This is a genomic window from Acidithiobacillus ferrooxidans ATCC 23270, from assembly GCF_000021485.1.
GTDB lineage: Bacteria > Pseudomonadota > Gammaproteobacteria > Acidithiobacillales > Acidithiobacillaceae > Acidithiobacillus > Acidithiobacillus ferrooxidans.
Genome location: NC_011761.1, coordinates 1,543,975 through 1,562,458 on the forward strand (window position 1 = coordinate 1,543,975; position 18,484 = coordinate 1,562,458).

At 58.1% G+C, this 18,484-nt stretch carries 21 protein-coding genes; 15 read left to right on the forward strand and 6 right to left on the reverse strand.

Annotated features, from left to right (window positions below):
* Positions 1 to 34: 34 nt before the first annotated feature.
* From AFE_RS08250 to proB, 6 genes are all read left to right on the forward strand, one after another.
* Complete coding sequence (locus tag AFE_RS08250; protein ID WP_012536752.1) at positions 35 to 289, forward strand: FitA-like ribbon-helix-helix domain-containing protein; 255 nt, start codon at positions 35 to 37, stop codon at positions 287 to 289.
* Complete coding sequence (locus AFE_RS08255; RefSeq protein WP_009564531.1) at positions 290 to 709, forward strand: type II toxin-antitoxin system VapC family toxin; 420 nt, start codon at positions 290 to 292, stop codon at positions 707 to 709.
* A complete protein-coding gene (locus tag AFE_RS08260) occupies positions 706 to 939 on the forward strand; it encodes an AbrB/MazE/SpoVT family DNA-binding domain-containing protein (RefSeq protein ID WP_226833825.1) in 234 nt (77 codons plus the stop codon). Before AFE_RS08255 ends, AFE_RS08260 begins: the two co-directional genes overlap by 4 nt.
* Entirely contained in the window at positions 939 to 1,094 is a 156-nt protein-coding gene (locus AFE_RS15680) for a PIN domain-containing protein (RefSeq protein WP_012536753.1), read from the forward strand. The genes AFE_RS08260 and AFE_RS15680 overlap by 1 nt, the downstream gene beginning before the upstream one ends.
* A gap of 679 nt (positions 1,095 to 1,773) precedes the next feature.
* The gene (locus AFE_RS08265; protein ID WP_012536754.1) at positions 1,774 to 3,393 is read left to right on the forward strand and encodes an APC family permease; all 1,620 of its coding nucleotides are present in this window, start codon (positions 1,774 to 1,776) and stop codon (positions 3,391 to 3,393) included.
* Positions 3,394 to 3,483: 90 nt separating this feature from the next.
* Complete coding sequence (proB, locus tag AFE_RS08270) at positions 3,484 to 4,683, forward strand: glutamate 5-kinase (protein WP_012536755.1); 1,200 nt, start codon at positions 3,484 to 3,486, stop codon at positions 4,681 to 4,683.
* 75 nt (positions 4,684 to 4,758) lie between these two features.
* On the opposite strand, the gene AFE_RS08275 is transcribed toward proB, so the two are convergent.
* Positions 4,759 to 7,116 (reverse strand): mechanosensitive ion channel family protein, encoded by a 2,358-nt coding sequence (locus tag AFE_RS08275; RefSeq protein ID WP_012536756.1) that lies wholly within the window; start codon positions 7,114 to 7,116, stop codon positions 4,759 to 4,761.
* A gap of 371 nt (positions 7,117 to 7,487) precedes the next feature.
* Here AFE_RS08275 and AFE_RS08280 point away from each other — a divergent pair, with 371 nt between their 5' ends.
* On the forward strand, positions 7,488 to 7,766 hold the full coding sequence (locus tag AFE_RS08280) for a hypothetical protein (protein WP_009566225.1): 279 nt from the start codon (positions 7,488 to 7,490) through the stop codon (positions 7,764 to 7,766).
* Positions 7,767 to 7,792: 26 nt separating this feature from the next.
* Here AFE_RS08280 and AFE_RS08285 read toward each other — a convergent pair whose 3' ends face one another.
* Positions 7,793 to 8,617 (reverse strand): ferritin-like domain-containing protein, encoded by an 825-nt coding sequence (locus tag AFE_RS08285; RefSeq protein ID WP_012536757.1) that lies wholly within the window; start codon positions 8,615 to 8,617, stop codon positions 7,793 to 7,795.
* A 138-nt stretch (positions 8,618 to 8,755) separates the two neighbouring features.
* On the opposite strand from AFE_RS08285, the gene AFE_RS08290 reads away from it, so the two are divergent.
* The 8 genes from AFE_RS08290 to AFE_RS08325 all read left to right on the forward strand — a co-directional run bounded on the left by AFE_RS08290 (position 8,756) and on the right by AFE_RS08325 (position 15,797).
* Positions 8,756 to 9,391 carry an L-threonylcarbamoyladenylate synthase gene (locus AFE_RS08290; protein ID WP_012536758.1) on the forward strand — a complete coding sequence of 212 codons (636 nt, stop codon included), beginning with the start codon at positions 8,756 to 8,758 and terminating at the stop codon, positions 9,389 to 9,391.
* 50 nt (positions 9,392 to 9,441) lie between these two features.
* Entirely contained in the window at positions 9,442 to 10,101 is a 660-nt protein-coding gene (locus AFE_RS08295) for a site-2 protease family protein (protein WP_009569413.1), read from the forward strand.
* Positions 10,101 to 11,312: a tryptophan--tRNA ligase gene (locus AFE_RS08300; protein WP_012536759.1), complete on the forward strand. Its 1,212-nt coding sequence runs from the start codon at positions 10,101 to 10,103 to the stop codon at positions 11,310 to 11,312. Before AFE_RS08295 ends, AFE_RS08300 begins: the two co-directional genes overlap by 1 nt.
* Entirely contained in the window at positions 11,293 to 12,114 is an 822-nt protein-coding gene (locus AFE_RS08305; RefSeq protein WP_009567281.1) for a segregation and condensation protein A, read from the forward strand. The genes AFE_RS08300 and AFE_RS08305 overlap by 20 nt, the downstream gene beginning before the upstream one ends.
* Positions 12,114 to 12,647 (forward strand): SMC-Scp complex subunit ScpB, encoded by a 534-nt coding sequence (gene scpB / locus AFE_RS08310; protein WP_012536760.1) that lies wholly within the window; start codon positions 12,114 to 12,116, stop codon positions 12,645 to 12,647. The genes AFE_RS08305 and scpB overlap by 1 nt, the downstream gene beginning before the upstream one ends.
* A gap of 162 nt (positions 12,648 to 12,809) precedes the next feature.
* Positions 12,810 to 14,114: a sulfide:quinone oxidoreductase gene (locus AFE_RS08315; RefSeq protein ID WP_012536761.1), complete on the forward strand. Its 1,305-nt coding sequence runs from the start codon at positions 12,810 to 12,812 to the stop codon at positions 14,112 to 14,114.
* A gap of 123 nt (positions 14,115 to 14,237) precedes the next feature.
* Positions 14,238 to 15,116, forward strand: a complete 879-nt coding sequence (rluB, locus tag AFE_RS08320) for a 23S rRNA pseudouridine(2605) synthase RluB (protein WP_012536762.1) — start codon at positions 14,238 to 14,240, stop codon at positions 15,114 to 15,116.
* A 9-nt stretch (positions 15,117 to 15,125) separates the two neighbouring features.
* A complete protein-coding gene (locus tag AFE_RS08325; protein ID WP_012536763.1) occupies positions 15,126 to 15,797 on the forward strand; it encodes an endonuclease III domain-containing protein in 672 nt (223 codons plus the stop codon).
* A gap of 36 nt (positions 15,798 to 15,833) precedes the next feature.
* On the opposite strand, the gene AFE_RS08330 is transcribed toward AFE_RS08325, so the two are convergent.
* Genes AFE_RS08330 through AFE_RS08345 form a run of 4 tightly spaced genes read right to left on the reverse strand, consistent with a single transcriptional unit; the run spans position 15,834 to position 18,473 of the window.
* Entirely contained in the window at positions 15,834 to 16,094 is a 261-nt protein-coding gene (locus tag AFE_RS08330; protein ID WP_012536764.1) for a GlsB/YeaQ/YmgE family stress response membrane protein, read from the reverse strand.
* 6 nt (positions 16,095 to 16,100) lie between these two features.
* On the reverse strand, positions 16,101 to 16,373 hold the full coding sequence (locus AFE_RS08335; RefSeq protein ID WP_012536765.1) for a hypothetical protein: 273 nt from the start codon (positions 16,371 to 16,373) through the stop codon (positions 16,101 to 16,103).
* 7 nt (positions 16,374 to 16,380) lie between these two features.
* Complete coding sequence (locus AFE_RS08340; RefSeq protein ID WP_012607235.1) at positions 16,381 to 17,892, reverse strand: DHA2 family efflux MFS transporter permease subunit; 1,512 nt, start codon at positions 17,890 to 17,892, stop codon at positions 16,381 to 16,383.
* 23 nt (positions 17,893 to 17,915) lie between these two features.
* Positions 17,916 to 18,473 carry an HdeD family acid-resistance protein gene (locus AFE_RS08345; RefSeq protein WP_009564714.1) on the reverse strand — a complete coding sequence of 186 codons (558 nt, stop codon included), beginning with the start codon at positions 18,471 to 18,473 and terminating at the stop codon, positions 17,916 to 17,918.
* Between the last annotated feature and the right edge of the window lie 11 nt (positions 18,474 to 18,484).

Below are 18,484 nucleotides of genomic sequence, written 5' to 3' on the forward strand. Positions count from 1 at the left end.
GTAGTCATGGACAGCAAATGAGAGGTTTTGAATCATGGCAATCCTGACTGTAAGAAATGTGCCGGATGACGTGCATCGCGCTTTGCGCGTGCGGGCGGCCCGGCACGGTCGCAGCACGGAAGCGGAGGTGCGCGAGATTCTGGCGGCTGCGGTCAAACCTTCGAGCCGCGTGTGCATGGGGGAAGCCCTGGCCGCCATCGGCCGCAAGATCGGTCTGACCAATGAAGATTTCGCCGTTTTCGAGAGTGTGCGCGACAAGACGCCGGCCAAACCGTTGCGCTTCGACTGAATGATCGTCCTGGATACCAACGTCGTTTCCGAGGCGATGAAGCCGGAGCCAGACGCGGCCGTGAGGGCTTGGCTGAACGAACAGGCGGCGGAAACCTTGTATCTGTCGAGCGTCACGCTGGCCGAGTTGCTGTTCGGCATCCGGGCGCTGCCGGCGGGCAAGTGCAAGAACATGCTCGACCGCGCCCTGACCGAACTGCTGGAGCTGTTCAAGGATCGGGTGCTGCCCTTCGATACGGATGCAGCGCGCCACTATGCCGACCTGGCCGTGACGGCCAAGAACGGCGGGCGCGGCTTCCCGACGCCAGACGGCTACATCGCGGCTGTTGCCGCATCGCGGGGCTTCATCGTGGCATCACGCGACACGTCGCCCTATGAAGCGGCCGGCGTGACCGTCATCAATCCCTGGAAGGATGCATGACCGCAGGAGTGCGAACCATGACCGCCACAGCCACCTTGTCGAGCAAGTTCCAGATTTCCATCCCCAAGGCCGTGCGCGAAGAGCAGCACTGGGAAGCCGGGCAGGAGTTCGTGTTCATTCCCAAGGGCAAGGGCGTGCTGGTGATGCCGGTGCCCGAGATGGCGCAGTTGGTCGGTATCGCCAAGGGCGCCCGCACCGACAATGTTCGTGATCGCGAGGATCGCTACTGATGACGGCAACGCCGTACGTGGTCGATACCTCGGCATGGATCGAATGGCTTGCGGACACCGCGCTGGGCAGGCGTCTGGGAAAACAGTTTCCGGATAGGCCGCAGTGCATCGTGCCGACCATCGCGCTGATCGCCAAGACCGATGGGATAGATTGAATGAACATGGGAAAAAGCATCCCCTCCGTCTCCGTCACCTACGCCCCGGGGGATACCCCGCACCGAACCCAAAACCTGACGTAAATCCTGGCAGGGCTCACCGATGACGAGTTGGTAAGATGGCCCGGCGACCTGGTCGATGCCGAGCGGGAGAGGAGGCGCAACGCCGCAGGCTGAACGCGAGGACGGAGAGGTCGCCGGCCAGCTCAGACTTCCTTTGGCGTGACATGGTATTTTTAGGGGTATCGGGTGATGGTTGTTTTTAAGATATTGATTGTAAATTGATATATTCTTCCGTTTACCATCGAGTGGGAATGACCAGGCGGTAAGTATATATGGCGGCAACTGGGCGTTTCTTTGCACCTGAATTGTCGTTATCTTTTATGAAAGATCCTCCGTCCCTGCCTTTTTGACTATGTGCGTCTTCCGTAGCACGTTCCCGCAGTATATGCTGCTTCGCGCCACGCCATGTTACGGGTTCCCTGCATTATTTGTTATGTGAAATACGCTAATTATTTTGTACGTTAAATAAATAGTGTTGACATTTTTGCTGCGAAATGTGATAATAAAAAATATAAATATTTACCAGTAATGCATATCAAAAACATTCGGTGTGGCTGTAACGTGCAATTCCTTGGTCATTCTGCACCGTGATATTCACCACATTTCGGGAGAAATCATGGCATCCATACAGCTCCAGAATATAAAAAACAGACTGCGGCGAGAGGGTTCTCTGCAAGGCCTTATACTTGCCTGTGTGGGCGCTTCAATTGGCTCTGGGTGGCTGTTTGGACCACTATATACCGCGCAGCAGGCAGGGCCCTACGCGGTCGGTTCATGGATGATCGGCGCCTTCGCCATCCTTTTGCTGGCGCTGGTTTTTGCGGAACTTGGTCCGCTGATTCCCCGGGCTGGGGCAGTGGTTCATCTGGCCCACGTGGGAAACGGCCCGATCATTGGCCATATGTGGAGCTGGATCCTCTTTCTCTCTTATGCCACCATCGCGCCTATCGAAGTTACGGCCATACTGACCTACGCCAATAATTACCTCCCGGGATTGCTACAGCAGCATTCTGACCTGCTCAGCGTCAAGGGTTTCGCCATCGCGCTGGTGTTGCTGGCCTTTTTTGTTGCCATCAATTTTCTGGTGGTGCACTGGGTGTTGAAAATCAACAATGGCGCTACCTGGTGGAAAATTTCGATTCCTGTATTGACGATTGGGGTATTGCTCGCCACATCCTGGCACCCCGGTAATTTCGTGGTGCATGCACAGAATGCCACGGCCGATTTTCACGGGATGTTCGTTGCCGTGGCCACCAGCGGTGTGATTTTCAGCCTGCTGGGTTTTCGTCATGCTATCGACCTGGCTGGAGAGAGTAAAAATCCGAAACGGGATGTGCCGATCGCCGTTATCGGCTCTGTCTTGATTGCATCGGGAATTTATGTCGCTTTACAGATAGCTTTTATCGGTGCGATACATCCTGCCGATTTGGCGGCAGGAGGCTGGCGGCATCTGCGTTTTTCTGGAATCAACGGTCCTTTTGCCGCCCTTGCCGCTGCGGTGGGGGCCGGCTGGCTGGCCGTGCTGCTGTACGTCGATGCGTTTGTATCACCGGGCGGGGCCGCATTGATCTATACCACCACCGCAGCCCGCGTTACCCTGGCGACCGCTGATACCGGAGCAGCGCCCCCGTGGGTGGCATGCATCAATCGGCGCGGTGTTCCCTGGGCCAGCCTGATTTTGCTGTACGTAGTCGGTGCGGTGTTCTTTTTTCCCTTTCCCTCCTGGCAGAAAATGGTGGGTTATATCGCTTCCATGACGGTACTGTCGTATGTCATCGGTCCTGTTGCGCTGATTCAATTGCGCCGCGCGATGCCGGATCTGGAACGCCCTTTTCGCCTGTGGGCAGCACCAGTTATCGCACCCTTCACCTTCGTCGTGGCCAGCTGGATCGTGTTCTGGTCGGGTCTGAATACCCTGAATTTCATTTTCGGCACTTTGTTCGCCCTGCTCATCTTTTATGCCCTCACCGGTATCTGGCGGAAAGGAAGATGGTCCGCAATGGGGTGGCAGTATATGTGGTGGATTATTCCCTATTTCCTGGGTTTGTGGGGAATCAGTTGGCTGAGCCCGGCGGTTCTGGGCGGAACCGGGGTGCTTGGATTTTTTCCCGGCATGGCGGCAGTGGCCGTTTTGAGCCTGCTGATATTTTATGTGGCCATTCATCAGGCGGTGGCGGACAGTACCATGAGAGCCTACATGCAGCATTTCAGAAAGCGGGAAGCGGATGCGCCGTGAGTCGCATGTAAGCAGGTAATGGGTGACGGTGCTACCGGCATGGGCTTACTTTTTTCAATAACAGATCTATTCGGTGATCAGGAGAGATGCATGACGGATCGCATCGGGAAAAAACGGGCCACAGAACCTAACCGATGGTTGAATCGTTCCAATCTGCAAACGGATGCGAAGCGTTGGGTGATTAAAATTGGCAGCAGCCTGCTGACGAACGACGGCCAGCATCTGGATATCACCGCGATACGCGCATGGATGCAGCAAATTCTGCTGTTGCATCAGCGTGGTGTGGAAGTGGTACTGGTGTCCTCCGGATCGGTAAGCGCTGGAATGCAACGTCTGGGCTGGACAGATCGGCCGGTTTCACTCAAAGCTCGACAAGCCGCGGCCAGCGTCGGTCAATCCGCCCTGATACATACCTACGAGAAGATGCTGCAGGAATGCGCGCAGCCCGAGAATGACCGTTTATACTGTGGTCAAGTGCTGTTGACCCACGATGATCTTCGTACCCGCCGGCGCTACCTGAATGCACGCTCCACGTTACGTACGCTGCTGGACATGAACGTGCTGCCCATCATCAACGAAAATGATGTGGTTTCTTACAGTGCGATCAATCTGGGCGACAACGACACCCTGGCGGCATTGGTGAGCAACCTGCTGGATGCCGATATCCTGGTCATTCTTACCGATCAGACGGGACTGTTTGACGCTGATCCGCGCAGTCATCCCGAAGCAACGCTCCTGACGGAGGTGGGTGCAGGTGATCCGATGCTGGAGCGCATTGCCGGGGGAGGTGGATCCCGGATGGGAACGGGCGGTATGCTGGCCAAGGTGCGTGCTGCGGCACGTGCCGCGCGTTCCGGCACGTCGACGATCATTGCGGATGGACGCCGTCCGGAAGTCTTGCCGCGCTTGCATCAAGGGGAAGCGATCGGCACCTTCGTTCATGCCCGCTTACCTAAGCTGGCTGCGCGGAAGCGCTGGCTGGCCGGGCATCTGCGCAGCCACGGAGTGCTGCATCTGGATCAGGGAGCGGCCCGGGCGATTCTGGAGGAGGGAAGCAGCTTATTGCCGGTGGGCGTTATCGCGGTAGAAGGCACATTCCGGCGGGGGGATTTGGTCGTTTGCAAAGATCCGCTGGGGCGGGACATCGCCCGCGGTTTGATCAATCTCGACGCGCCGGTCGCTGCCCGCTGCTGCCGGAAACAGAGTCATGAACTGGCGGATGATCCTGAGGTGCTGGAAGATGTGCTGATTCATCGTGACAACTTGGTAATCAACGACTTGTTACTCTAAAAAGCGGTGAAACGGCTGACGATCCCGAAGCGATAGGGGATGTACCGATACTGATCCATCGCGATAGCCTGATGGTTAATGCTCCCCCGTCGGCGGAGCCATATTCCCGTCCATAGGTAAAATCCGACCGGGAATAATGTGGACGTCCTGCTGCTGGTGCGCCAGTGTTATGTTATGGCGGAGCAGACTTTCCACCACGGAAGCACGCAGGTCGGTCTGCACGTTATAACTCTTGTTACAGTCGTCCAGATACACCCGCAGATAGAATTGCAGGGCATTTTCGCTGACATCCAGTAACAGCGCGGTGGGCGGAATACCGCGCGGATCATCTTGCAGGACGTCGGGGTGGTTTTGACCTTCCGCTACCAGCAGCTGCTTTACCAGCGGGATATCGGCATCATGGGCAATGCTGAAGGGGATCATCAGGCGCAACACGCTATTTGTGTACATCCAGTTGGTCACCTGGCCAGAGATCAGTTCAGAATTAGGAACGAAGACTTCAGTGCGGTCAAAAGTAAGGATCAGAGTGTAACGGATGCTCATCTTCTGCACATATCCCTGAGTGTTCCCCACCTGAATCCAGTCACCAACACGAATGGGACGCTCCAATAGCAGAATCAGACCAGACACAAAATTATTGACGATATTTTGCAGGCCAAAGCCGATGCCTACCGATAGGGCGCCGGCGACGATGGCAAGATTACCGAGTGCGACACCGGCGGTAGAGAGTGCAATCAGCACCGCGATAATGAACCCGGTATAGCGGAGGATGGATAATACGGAGTGGCGGGCTCCGCTTTCCATATGGTTGATAATCCGCGAGTTATCAGACAGGTATTTCTGGACCAGGGCGTTGATGTTGAACAGGATGGCGAGCAGTATCGCGGCGATCACCCAGCGGAAGGGCTGGATGTGAAAACCGGCAATGGTGAATCCGGTGATAAAATATTTCCAGATCAAGGTAAATCCTGTATGCGTCAGGCCCCAGGCATGCAGGACGAAGGCCGCCACCCCCAACCATACGGCGGTGTAACTTATCGTACTGAACCAGGTTATCCATGGCAGGGGCTGATCTTCCTTCACGCGTAGGCGGCGGCGCAGGAAATGTTGCCAGAAACCGGATTTTTGTGCCGCCCGCATCCAGAATTCGGCAAGCCCCCAGGACAACAGGAACCCCATGCTGAGGGCCAGCAGGGACGTCAGCAGGCCGAAGAACAGATAATTGGAAAGGTTGCGATAACCGGACAGCGTACATATGGCGGTAGCGATCAGGGCCAGAAGCAGGACCATCCTGGGCAGCGGATGAGATCGGAAAGGCTTTTGCACGCCCATTCGCCAGACCAGCCATAACACCGCGCTGAGGAGGACTAGATGATATGCGGACACGAAAAAGGCCTGGTCTGCTGCGGACAAGGGATCCTGAGGGGAAATGCCTATCCACACGAGTCCGAACAGGGAGAGGAGGGCAATGAACCGCAGGGTTCGCAGTGCGGAGCGCAGCGTCTGCTGCTCCCAGGAAAAATGGCGGCTGACGATGCCGGACGACCGCAGGGCCCACGCGAGCAGCATGGAGATAGCGGCATAGGTGCCCCAGGTGCCGAATATGAGGGCAATGAGAGGCGAAAAGGTGTCTGTAATATAGCTTGAGGCTGCAGCCGCGGCGACGCCTCCCAGCAGGGGCGCATAATGGTAGAAATTTCGCTGCGTATCGGATAAATCCCGCGTGCGATGAATGGCCTTGGCCAAAGGCACCCGCAGAAACGACAGCAGGGCAAACAGGAAGATACCGATCCCGGCGGAGAGTTGCAGGCCCTTCTGGGCAAAAATGGAATGTTCATTCCAGGTAAGCCAGAAATGCCGCTCGGCAATCCAGGTAGTGGCAGGAGTAGACAGAAGGGCTACGGCCTGCTGCCAGATGTCGTGATCGTGGCGCAACAGCATTTGGGCCAGTAGCGCATCACGTTGTTCGCGGATCTGTCGGCCCAGATCCGCACTCGCAATGGCGAGAATCTTACAGGTGGCGAGTTCCCCGCTGAGAGTTTTCTGCTCATTCTGCAGCTTCTGGCGTAAAACCGTCAGATTCTCGGGCTCGCCGGCGACGGCGGGTCCAAGAATGCCCAGGGCTTTGTCCGTCTGGCTCAGATTGCTGTTTTTTTCGGTCATGCAGACGTCTGCATCATGGCCAATGGCGGTTACGCTTTTCTGCCAGTTCTGAAGTTGCCGCGTATCCGCATGCTGTGACAGCCCGCGGTGGATGGTCTGCAACGTGTCGTTAGCCGTCGCAAGTTGCAAGCCCGATGCCTGGGCCAGCAGCGGAATCGTCCACATTGCAAGGAGCATCCCCAGCAGAAAATAGCCTGAACATGAACTTCGCCTGTTGTCGGGTGTGCCGTTGTCGATCGGCCCAATGCTTATCCGGTTGATCACGCGCATCTCCTTCCTTGAACTGTTTTCCACCCGCCGGTAACCGGGCATCGGGCAAAAATCGTTTGTTACGTTATCACAAGGTGGGGTTATGTTGCTCCCACCGGATGTAGTTCTGCGGAAACGCCCTAACTGTTTATTTATTCGATGAAAAATAAATCGGAGAGGATTATGTGTCGGGAGCTGACGACAGGAACGCCGGTATTTGGCGCAGTATGACAGAAGTTTTGCACGTCGCGATGCTTTGGTCCGATGCCCGCAAAAAATGCGCATAACCTTGTGTCTGCGTGCCATGTCCGTCGCTGGATGCTGTATATATTGCGCCATGGCATGATACTTGCTTGACTTATTGCGCATCCGACGATCCAAAAGGAACAGTCATGAAAAAGCCCATCTATAATACCCTGTTAACGATGTTGATCGCCGCACCTTTTGTGGCTTTGGGGAGTTTTGTGAATACGGTGACCCCCATCGCCAGCCCCACACATACCGCATCTGTCCAACCGGTGTTGCAATCCGGTTTGCAGACAGTCAGTGCCGTGGGCCAGGTGGTGGGCCATGTGGAACAGGCTCAGTGGCTGAAGCTGACGCCCGCGTCTCCGGAGGAAGGGAAGCCGGTAGGCGAAGCTGTCGACGTGGTGCAGATCTGGTCCGTATGAGTGTGCCCGACCGGCGTGCGCGACGCTCAACCGAGTATGGCGCGGCGTGCGCCGTGGCTGAGCAGGGGGAGTGCAGCCCTTTGCAGCATGGGGGGCAGGGCGACGGGTTTGAGCAGCATCTTGATGGCCATATCGAAAGGGTAATAGCGATCCACCCAGCCGCCTATGCGTTTCCGGAACGCGGCAAAGTCCTCTATGAAAAACTTCTCTCCCGGATTTTTCACTTCAAAAGCATTTTTGATCGCCAGATAGCTGTCTTCCTGCTCTGCTTCCGCTACTCGTTTCCATAGTTCGCGACCGATACGCCAGCGCGAATTTTTTTCGGCGGCCTGATATTGCCTGAAAATTCTGTAAAAATATTTGTAGTGGTGGACTTCGTCAGCGCGGATGTGTGCGGCGATCTGGCGCAGCACCGGCTCCGGGCTCGCCGCCTGAATCATGGTGTAGAAGCTGGCCGTACCCGTCTCGACGACACAACGCGAAGCCATCTCCAGCGCGTGCGTGGGGCCGAGCAGTTCTGTGCGGCAGCAGGGCGCATACGCCGTCACGAAGCCCTGATATGCACGTTCCCAGTCGAAATCCGGCCAGACAAAGAGCACGTACCGGCGCAGCGCGTGCCCGTGCTGTACCTCTTCCATCTCCCACTCCTGGCGCAACCATGTGGTGGCGCCGACGTTTTCCTGGTAATACTCCACCAGGTTGCGGGTATAGAGATCGGAGAGCGTTTCTACAAAAGAGGCGCCGGCTAACAGGTAAAACCAGTCGGTGTTGCCGATGATCTTTTCTTTTTCAATGGTGGCATAGGGAATATCGGTCAGAGACCAGGTCGGACGAACGCTATCTGCGGGCATTGTGTTGGCCGCCTCCTTGAACTGCGGTTGATAAGACCTTTAACTATAGCGCACATCTGGCGGGGCCGCGCGTGGCTGGCGTATTATCCCCCGGGTACCTGCCCAGGGCAGGTAATGTTGCGTTTTCAGGAGGCCGTCATGGCGTTATGTGTGGAATTGCATCCCGTGAACCCGCAACCGCGATTGCTGGCGCAAGCGGCTGAAGTGTTGCGCGGGGGGGGCTTGCTGGTTTACCCAACGGATACCTGTTATGCCTTGGGCTGTACGGTGGCGGCACGGGAGTCCCAGGAGCGGCTGCGGCGCATCCGGCAACTGGATTTGCAGCATGACCTTTCGCTACTGTTTTCCAGTATTTCTCAGTTGACCGACTATGCCCAACTAGACGATCGCGCCTACGCACTGCTGCGTAGAATCCTGCCCGGACCTTATACCTTCATCTTGCCGGCGACCCGGGATGTGCCGCGTCGCCTCGCCGACCCGAAAAAGCGCAGTATCGGTGTACGCATACCCGCGAGCCCCCTCTGTGAGGGGCTGATTGCCGAATTGGGAGAGCCCCTGATGAGTTCCACCCTGCAGCTCCCCGGTGCCACTGCACCGCTGACGGATCCCGATGAAATCTGCAAAACGATGGGCAATCAGGTGGATATGGTGCTGCTGTCCGGCCCTGGCGGGGTGCGCTGTTCAACGGTGGTGGATTTGCTGCAGTGGCCGCCCCGATTGCTTCGCGAAGGTGCCGGGGATCCGGCAGCGCTGGGTCTGGGTGCTGCCGTCTGAGATGTCGGTGGTATTAGGCGGGCGGGTCAGTACACTGATATACTCCGGCCATGTCTGACGCCGCGCAATTTATCCAAACCTTGGCCATTTGGGCCATTCCTGTACTGTTCGCCATTACCGTGCACGAGGTGGCCCATGGCTGGGTCGCCTGGAAACGGGGCGACCCGACGGCCATGCTCATGGGGCGGCTAACCCTGAATCCCATTAAACACATCGATCCCTTCGGAACGATTCTTCTGCCGGGCATACTGCTCCTGCTTCATTCGCCCTTTCTATTCGGCTATGCCAAACCGGTGCCGGTCAATTTTGACGGGCTGAAAGATCCCAAGCGCGATATGGTGCTTGTCGCCATCGCCGGGCCGGCCGCCAACCTCTTGATGGCCTTCTTCTGGACGTTGGTGCTGTGGCTCGGCGGACATCTTCCCGGTGCCCTGGCCTATCTTGATGAACCCATGCAGTTGATGGGTAAAGCGGGCATCATGATCAACGTGATCCTGATCATTTTCAATCTGATTCCTATCCCGCCGCTGGACGGCGGCCGGGTGGCTGTGGGGCTCTTGCCGCCGTCCGCCAGCATTGCCCTGAGTCGGATTGAACCTTACGGGTTCATCATCCTGATCGTGCTGCTGTTCACCGGCGTGCTCTGGTCTGTGCTGGGTCCCCTTTTTCTGATGATGAGCAATTTTTTTCTGACGATGGGTGGTTGGTGATGAGAGAGATCATCGTTTCCGGCATGCGCCCGACGGGCCGCCTGCATCTGGGGCATTATCATGGCGTACTGAAAAACTGGCTGCGTCTGCAGGAGGAAGCGGAGTGCTATTTCTTCGTCGCCGACTGGCATGCGCTGACTACCCATTATGAGACGATCCAGGGGATCAGTGTTGCGGTCTGGGATCTGCTCATCGAATGGTTGGCCGTGGGTGTGGACCCGGACAAAGCCGTGCTCTTCATCCAGTCCCATGTGCCAGAACATGCCGAACTCGCGCTGCTGCTGGGAATGCTGACACCGCTTTCCTGGCTGGAGCGTGTCCCGACCTTCAAAGATCAGCAGGAAAAACTGCGCGAACGTGACCTTGCCACCTTCGGTTTCCTGGGCTACCCGCTGTTGATGACGGCAGACATTCTGGTTTATGACGCTCACAAGGTACCTGTGGGCGCAGATCAGGTCGCGCATCTGGAGATCAGCCGGGAGTTGGCGCGGCGTTTCAACAGTTTTTACGGGCGCGACGCCGATGCCGCGACCCAGGTGGAAAAGGGTCTGCAGGTCATGGGCAAGCGTGCGGCGAAGACTTTTTTGTCCTTGCAGCAGCGCTTCCAGCAGGATGGCGATGCGCTGGCCGTGAGCGAGGCAGTGGTATTCCTGGGAGGGCAGGCGGGACTCAGCGCCGAGATGCGCGAGCAACTCCTGGCCCATCTGGAAGGCAAGGGCCGCGAAATCCTTCGCGAACCACAGGCGCTTTTGACGGCGGCTTCCAAAATGCCGGGGCTTGACGGGCAGAAAATGAGCAAGTCCTACGGGAATACCATCCCGTTACGCGAAGCGCCGGAGGTGGTTCGGAAAAAAATACGTACCATGCCCACCGATCCGGCACGGGTGGCACGCACGGATCCTGGCACGCCGGAAAAGTGCCCGGTCTGGGCCTTGCATCAGGTGTATTCCGGGCCTGAGACGCAGGCATGGGTCCGCAACGGCTGTACGACGGCGAGTATCGGCTGCCTGGATTGTAAACAGCCGGTGATCGAAGCCGTGCTCGCCGAACAGGCCCCGATCCGTGAACGCGCGGAGTACTGGGCGGCACGTCCGCAACAACTCACGGAAATCGCCCATGCGGGCGCTCAACGTGCCCGCCAGCGTGCCGCACAAACGCTGGAGCGGGTCCGTGCGGCCATGGGGCTGGCCCATGAGCGTCACGACTGCTGAATCCGGCGCGTCGGCTGCACCCGTACAGGTTCACGGGCAGTCACGGGCAGACCTACCGGACGGCCTCTTCGTTCCGCCGGATGCTCTGGAGCTGTTGCTGGAAAGCTTCTCCGGCCCGTTGGAGCTGCTGCTCTGGCTCATCCGCCGTAACCGCATGGATATCCGCGATATTCCCGTAGCCGAAGTGACCCGCCAGTACCTGCATTACCTGCACGAGGCGCGTCGCCGCAATCTGGAACTCGCGGCGGAATATCTGGTGATGGCCGCCTGGCTGGCGGAGATCAAGGCGCGCATGCTGCTGCCGGTGCCTCCGACTGGAGATGATACGGATTTTGATCCCCGGCAGGAGCTGGCGCGCCGCCTGGAAGCCCTGGCTATGGTGCAGGGTCAGGCTGCGGCGCTCCGCGGCCTGTCCCAGGCCGGTCGGGATTTCTGGCCGGTCTGCCCTGCGATACATCCCGATCCGTTCCCCGCACCTCCTCCAGTGTCTCTCACCGATCTGGCGAATGCCTGGCGGGCTTTGCTGGGGCGCCCGCCCCGCAGACTGGCTCCCGCCCATACCCTGGTACACCCGCATATGGGACTACGGCAGCGGATGGTGGAGGTGCTGTTGCTTTGTCGGCGGGAGTCGCGTCCCTGGTATCTCCATGAGCTTCTGCCGCTTGGGGCGGATCGCCTGGCTCTGGCCGTGTCCCTGTTGGCGGTGCTGGAGTTGCTCCGGCAGCGGGCATTGGCCCTGGTTGGAAATGAAGATGTGGGCTGGCAGATCGTTGTGGCGGCGGCGCAGGTCTTTGGCGACTGATGCGTGAAGCGCTCCTGGCATTGTTTTTGTCCAGCGCCGAGCCGCTTACTCGCGCGCGCCTGGCCGATATTTTCGACGGCGACCCTGGCTGCGCGGGATGGGAGGCGGCGCTGGACATGCTGTTGGCTACCGGCGAGGGACCTCTGCAACTCGTCTGTGTAGCGGGTGGCTATCGTCTGCAGATTCATCCGCGTCACAACGCCCTCGTGGCGCGCCTCCATATGGAGCCACCACGGCCTTTGTCGCGGGCCACGTTGGAAACCCTGGCGGTGATTGCCTATCAGCAGCCGGTGACCCGTCCGGAAATCGAGCACTGGCGTGGGGTTGCGGTCAGCGTGCAGATCATGCAGCAGCTTCAGGAGCGGGGCTGGATCACCACCAGCGGACACCGGGATACACCGGGTCGCCCCGCGCTTTGGGTGACAACACCCGGTTTTCTGGAGCATTTTTCATTGCCGTCGCTGGCTGCGTTGCCGGAGATCGTGACGATGGAAGAGGGCCAGACGGATATACAGGCAGGCATAACGGACTGAAACCTTATTAAAAATATATTTGGAAAGTTGCAACAATCTAATTTGACGAATTGGGAAGGTTCTATAATATTCCGACTAGAAATCCAATTGGGCTCGGTAAGCGAAATCCGATGTTGTGGCTTACCTTGAATCTGGCGCGGTAAAGTACGAGAGGAGCAGGCAATGGCACATGTGGTAATTTTGGGTGCGGGCACAGGCGGAATGCCGGCGGCCTACGAAATGAAGGAAGCTCTGGGTTCTGGGCATGAGGTGACGCTGATCAGCGCCAATGATTATTTCCAGTTCGTTCCGTCCAACCCGTGGGTGGGGGTGGGCTGGAAGGAGCGCGATGATATCGCTTTCCCAATCCGGCACTATGTGGAACGTAAAGGAATACATTTTATCGCGCAGTCCGCCGAACAGATCGATGCCGAAGCGCAGAATATCACCCTTGCCGACGGCAACACGGTACATTACGACTACCTGATGATCGCGACAGGTCCGAAGCTGGCTTTCGAGAATGTACCGGGTTCCGATCCCCATGAAGGCCCGGTGCAGTCCATTTGTACGGTGGACCATGCGGAACGGGCCTTTGCCGAATACCAGGCTTTGTTGCGCGAGCCCGGCCCCATTGTCATCGGTGCCATGGCCGGCGCAAGTTGCTTCGGACCGGCTTACGAATATGCCATGATCGTCGCTTCCGACCTCAAAAAACGGGGCATGCGCGACAAGATTCCGTCCTTCACCTTTATCACCAGTGAGCCCTACATCGGTCATCTGGGCATTCAGGGCGTGGGCGATTCCAAGGGCATTCTGACGAAGGGCCTCAAGGAAGAAGGTATCGAAGCGTACACGAACTGTAAGGTCACCAAGGTCGAAGACAACAAGATGTATGTAACCCAGGTGGACGAGAAGGGTGAAACCATCAAGGAGATGGTTCTGCCGGTCAAGTTCGGGATGATGATCCCGGCTTTCAAGGGCGTGCCAGCGGTGGCGGGTGTCGAAGGATTGTGCAATCCCGGTGGCTTCGTGCTGGTGGATGAGCACCAGCGCAGCAAGAAATACGCAAATATCTTTGCGGCGGGTATCGCCATCGCCATTCCGCCGGTAGAGACGACCCCGGTGCCGACCGGCGCGCCCAAGACCGGTTATATGATCGAATCCATGGTGTCGGCGGCGGTGCACAACATCAAGGCGGATCTGGAAGGCCGCAAGGGCGAGCAGACCATGGGCACCTGGAATGCGGTGTGTTTTGCCGATATGGGTGATCGCGGCGCGGCATTTATCGCCTTGCCCCAGTTGAAGCCCCGTAAAGTGGACGTCTTTGCCTACGGGCGCTGGGTGCATCTGGCGAAGGTGGCCTTTGAAAAATACTTTATCCGCAAAATGAAGATGGGTGTCTCCGAGCCCTTCTATGAGAAGGTGCTGTTCAAGATGATGGGCATTACCCGTCTGAAGGAAGAAGATACCCATCGTAAGGCCTCCTGATCGTTCCGTTGGTCAGTGAAAATGCCCCCGCCTGGTGCGGGGGTGTTTTTTTATAGGTGCCGGGGCGCGGACAGGATATGATCCCGGAAGTATTTGCCGCAGATGGACAGGTTTCGGAGAAACATGGACGAAAAATTGCAGAAGGTGCTCGCCCGCTTTGGGCTGGGGTCGCGCCGCCTCATGGAGGAATGGATCGCGGCGGGGCGTGTGGTGGTGAATGGCCAGATCGCCAAACTGGGTGACCGGGTGACGGCACAGGATAAAATTGCTGTTGACGGGGAGACGTTGCGAATTCCTTCCTGGGTACGTCCGCGCTTGCGAGTGCTGCGCTACCACAAACCGGCGGGGGAACTCACCACCCGCAATGACCCGGCAGGGCGTCCCACGGTTTTTGATCGCCTGCCGCGATTGCGCGGTAGCCGTTGGATTGCGGTAGGTCGCCTCGACTACAACACCGAAGGGCTGCTGCTGCTCACCAATGACGGTGATCTGGCCAACGCGCTGATGCATCCCCGTGCCGGCATCGAACGGGAATACGCTGTCCGGGTGCTGGGGGAAGTAAGTCCGGAGCAGCAGGTCCGGCTGCTACAGGGCGTAGTGCTGGAGGACGGCGAAGCGCATTTCGTGACCTTGCAGGAAGCCGGTGGTGAAGGCGCTAATCGCTGGTATCACGTCACTCTGGCAGAAGGGCGCAATCGTGAGGTAAGGCGACTTTTTGAGGCGGTGGGCCTGACCGTGAGCCGCCTGATTCGGGTGCGTTACGGGGTGGTGGAGATGCCGCGCCTGCTCAAGACCGGTTACTTTGACGAATTGCCCGATGAAGAACGTGACGCCCTGCTCGCCAGTGTACAGTGGGTCAATCCCGCTACACCACCTTCCGACAGCGTGGAACGCGTCACCGCGCCGCTGCCGGACGCGCGAAAAAATAACAGTCGGAGGGAAGCCCGGCAGACGCCATCGCGTGGCCGGCCGGGGCAGGGACGGCGAACGGTCCGGGATTAGAGGTCGCCAATGCGGGAACAAGGGGGCTGGTCAGCCGTATTCGGAATGCTGGAGGAGGCCTTCGGCCCCCAGGACTGGTGGCCCGCGCAGTCCCCCTTTGAGGTCATGGTGGGTGCGATCCTGACCCAGAATACCGCCTGGCGCAATGTCGAAAAGGCGATTGCCAATCTACGGGCAGTCGACGCGCTGAGTGTGCGGGCTCTTCTCGCTCTGCCCGAAGGGGATCTGGCGGAACTGCTCCGGCCATCCGGATTTTACCGGATAAAGACCAGACGCCTGCTGGCCTTGTGCCGGTTCCTGGAGGCCCGGGGTGTGGGTGCTGCGCCGGAACAGCTTGCGCGGCAGGCGAACATTCCGACGCTGCGGAAAGACTTGCTGGCAGTCCATGGTATCGGCGCGGAGACGGCGGATTCCATCCTGCTCTATGCCCTGGGCCTGCCGGTCATGGTGGTAGACGCCTATACCCGCAGGATCGGCAGTCGCCTGGGTCTGCTGGAAGATGATCTTTCCTACGGCGAAGTGCAGGCCGGGATGGAGGCTGAACTGCAGCCCGGCGATGTGCAGACACGCAATGCGCTGCATGCGCTGCTGGTCTCGCTCGGCAAGGATTACTGTCGGCCCCGCCCGCGCTGTGGCCTCTGCCCTCTCCATGCGTGCTGCGCCTATGCCGCAGGAGCATGAGGCGCGCGCCGCGCCCCGGAGAGACTCCCGGCGGAGTCAGATTTTTTTGATGATCTTGATGATGCTGAGAAGGATGACCGCGCCGATGAACGCCACGATGACGGCGCCGACGATGCCCGCCCCGAAAAGGCCGGCCAGGCCGAAAAAGATGAGGACAAAGCCGCCGATGAACGCGCCGATGATACCCACGATGATATCTCCGACCATTCCGAAGCCGCGTCCCGTGATCAGCAGCCCGGCCAGCCAGCCGGAGATGCCGCCGATGAGGAGGAAGATGATGATGCTCAAGAGAGTCATGGGCGGTTACTCAACGATGACTTCCAGCGCGCCGACATCCAGCAACGCGGCTTCCGCCATCGCGGATTCCCTTTCGTCGAAGCCATAGAATTCACAGGAGACGACGTCTTTTTCTGCAAAAACCGCATGCTTGAGATGTATCTGCTGCTGCAGAATCTTGCGCAATACGTCATAGTAATCCGCATGATCCGGATGGTTTTCCATCAACGTCCTGCGGATGCTGGAAAATCCCTCCCTGACCGCAACTTCATCATTGAATAGCGCTTTTATAGCAAACATAAGGCTCCTAGGATTTATCCTTCATCAGTAGCGCGATGAGCATCACGACCAAAAAGCTCCAGAACAGGAACATGAACGCATCCAGTATACCACGCATTGCCGCATGCTGCGCCAGAACCCGGCCCAGCACCTGCCAGGTCAGATTTCCCTGACGCAAACCGGCGCCACCCAGGTAACGCGGCAATGCCGCATTGAAGGGGCTGATATGCCCTCCCATCTGGTTCCACGCCGCCTGCGCCTCTTCGGTCATGATGGTGGAGACGATGGCAATGCCCACAGAACCGCCCAGATTGCGCATGAGATTGAATATCCCCGATCCCTCCGGCGTCTGCTCCTTGCTGAGGGTCGCAAAAGCCAGCGTAAATAGGGGGATGGATACCAGGCCGAGACCGAGGCCCCGGATCACCCCAGGCCAGATGATCCAGGCAGGGCTTACCTGCAGGTTATAGGAGAGGCTGATCCAGGTGCCCGTGGCACCCAAAAAAACTCCGGCCATGATCATCCAGCGGGGGTTGGCCCCGCGATTGAGCAGGCGTCCCGCCATCCACATGGAAATCCAGGAGCCCAGGCCCTGGGGAGCCATGGCAAGGCCTGCGGTTTGCGGTTCGTACCCCATATAATCCTGCAGATAGATGGGCAGAATCACCATGGTCCCATAAAGCGCGAGGCCGAATAAACCTATACCCGCACTGCCCAGGGTCAGGGAGCGATCCTTGAGCAGGCGCAAGTCGACCAGCGGATGGGCGACGCTGAGCGAACGCAGTACAAAGAGAAAAATGCCGGTGCCCGCCGACAACATCAGGATGATGATGAAGTCGGAGCTCAACCAGCCGTCCTGATCGCCGAGGCTGAGCATCATCTGCAACGCACCCAGCCCGATGGCCATCCATACGAATCCAAGCCAATCAATCGGCCGGGGATGTTCGCTTTTGCCAAAGCGGGGGATGTAAAAAATCAGCATGGTAAAGGCGATGATGCCAATGGGTATATTGACGTAGAAACACCAACGCCAGGAGAGATTTTCGGTGAGATAGCCGCCGAGCACCGGACCGACGATGGGACCGAGCATGGTGCCCATGCCCAGGGTCGCCATGGCTACCCCCCGTTTCTCCCGGGGATACGCCTGAACCAGAATGGCCTGCCCGACAGGTACCAGAGAGGCGCCCAGTGCTCCCTGCAGGAAACGCCAAAGAACGATTTCCGTGAGGCTGTGGGATTGTCCGCTCATGACCGAGCAGACCAGGAAGCCGGCCACGCTCCACAGGATGAGCCGGCGTTGTCCGAAGCGCTCGACCAGTAAGCCGGTCAAGGGAGTGACGATGACCATGGCCAGCATGTAGGTGGTGAGTGCCCAGGTAATCTGATCGCTGTTGGCGTGAAGCGACCCCTCCATGTGCGGCAGCGCCACGTTGACGATCGTGATGTCCAGAACATTCATGATGATGCAGGCCATTACGGCGACAGTAATGGCGAGAAGATGCGGGCTGCCCGTTTTATCGAAATTTCCGCTTGCGAGCATTGGCGCGTGAACGCCATCCATCGCTATTGATGGTCTCCGGAGACGGCATTGCGGAGCATCAGCAGAATGACGCCATCAAAAATCAGATTTACGCCCACAAAGATACCGACCAGGATGAGCGAGCCCTGTGGCCAGGTGACAAAAAACAGAATGGCTATGACGACATCGATTACCCCGCTGAAAATAAACCACCCCCGTCCGTGACCGGCGTGGACATTGGACTGGGTGAAGTTGCGGTAGGCATCCATGACGAAATACAGGATGAACATCAGGCCGATGGCGGCGATGCCGGCGTTGGGCAGTGCAATCATCACTCCGCCGGTGGCCAACAGCAGTACCGGCTTGAGCCAGTCCGCCAAATGATGCTGATGCATCTGATAGCTGTGGATGAACCAGGTGAATCCGGCAATGATCAATAGGGCCGCCAGCACGCCATCGGTTGCGGCAGACAGAATGACCGGGCTCAGCAGTCCGAAAATACCGATGATGATCAGGACGACGGCGATGGGCAGCACGTACTTGCCGAACATTTTCCGTTCGGCCTCGACGACCGTGGAAAGATCGGGTATCTGGTTGTTCATGGAACTCTCCT

Bases quoted from the DNA above. Each gene is read 5' to 3' on its own strand.
- AFE_RS08295 (WP_009569413.1), top strand. From the start codon at position 9,442: ATGTCTGACGCCGCGCAATTTATCCAAACCTTGGCCATTTGGGCCATT.
- AFE_RS08280 (WP_009566225.1), top strand. From the start codon at position 7,488: ATGAAAAAGCCCATCTATAATACCCTGTTAACGATGTTGATCGCCGCA.
- scpB (WP_012536760.1), top strand. From the start codon at position 12,114: ATGCGTGAAGCGCTCCTGGCATTGTTTTTGTCCAGCGCCGAGCCGCTT.
- AFE_RS08335 (WP_012536765.1), bottom strand. From the start codon at position 16,373: ATGTTTGCTATAAAAGCGCTATTCAATGATGAAGTTGCGGTCAGGGAG.
- AFE_RS15680 (WP_012536753.1), top strand. From the start codon at position 939: ATGACGGCAACGCCGTACGTGGTCGATACCTCGGCATGGATCGAATGG.
- rluB (WP_012536762.1), top strand. From the start codon at position 14,238: ATGGACGAAAAATTGCAGAAGGTGCTCGCCCGCTTTGGGCTGGGGTCG.
- AFE_RS08305 (WP_009567281.1), top strand. From the start codon at position 11,293: ATGAGCGTCACGACTGCTGAATCCGGCGCGTCGGCTGCACCCGTACAG.
- AFE_RS08330 (WP_012536764.1), bottom strand. From the start codon at position 16,094: ATGACTCTCTTGAGCATCATCATCTTCCTCCTCATCGGCGGCATCTCC.
- AFE_RS08275 (WP_012536756.1), bottom strand. From the start codon at position 7,116: ATGCGCGTGATCAACCGGATAAGCATTGGGCCGATCGACAACGGCACA.
- AFE_RS08315 (WP_012536761.1), top strand. From the start codon at position 12,810: ATGGCACATGTGGTAATTTTGGGTGCGGGCACAGGCGGAATGCCGGCG.
- AFE_RS08340 (WP_012607235.1), bottom strand. From the start codon at position 17,892: ATGCTCGCAAGCGGAAATTTCGATAAAACGGGCAGCCCGCATCTTCTC.
- AFE_RS08345 (WP_009564714.1), bottom strand. From the start codon at position 18,473: ATGAACAACCAGATACCCGATCTTTCCACGGTCGTCGAGGCCGAACGG.
- AFE_RS08265 (WP_012536754.1), top strand. From the start codon at position 1,774: ATGGCATCCATACAGCTCCAGAATATAAAAAACAGACTGCGGCGAGAG.
- AFE_RS08255 (WP_009564531.1), top strand. From the start codon at position 290: ATGATCGTCCTGGATACCAACGTCGTTTCCGAGGCGATGAAGCCGGAG.
- AFE_RS08285 (WP_012536757.1), bottom strand. From the start codon at position 8,617: ATGCCCGCAGATAGCGTTCGTCCGACCTGGTCTCTGACCGATATTCCC.
- AFE_RS08250 (WP_012536752.1), top strand. From the start codon at position 35: ATGGCAATCCTGACTGTAAGAAATGTGCCGGATGACGTGCATCGCGCT.
- AFE_RS08260 (WP_226833825.1), top strand. From the start codon at position 706: ATGACCGCAGGAGTGCGAACCATGACCGCCACAGCCACCTTGTCGAGC.
- AFE_RS08325 (WP_012536763.1), top strand. From the start codon at position 15,126: ATGCGGGAACAAGGGGGCTGGTCAGCCGTATTCGGAATGCTGGAGGAG.
- AFE_RS08300 (WP_012536759.1), top strand. From the start codon at position 10,101: ATGAGAGAGATCATCGTTTCCGGCATGCGCCCGACGGGCCGCCTGCAT.
- AFE_RS08290 (WP_012536758.1), top strand. From the start codon at position 8,756: ATGGCGTTATGTGTGGAATTGCATCCCGTGAACCCGCAACCGCGATTG.
- proB (WP_012536755.1), top strand. From the start codon at position 3,484: ATGACGGATCGCATCGGGAAAAAACGGGCCACAGAACCTAACCGATGG.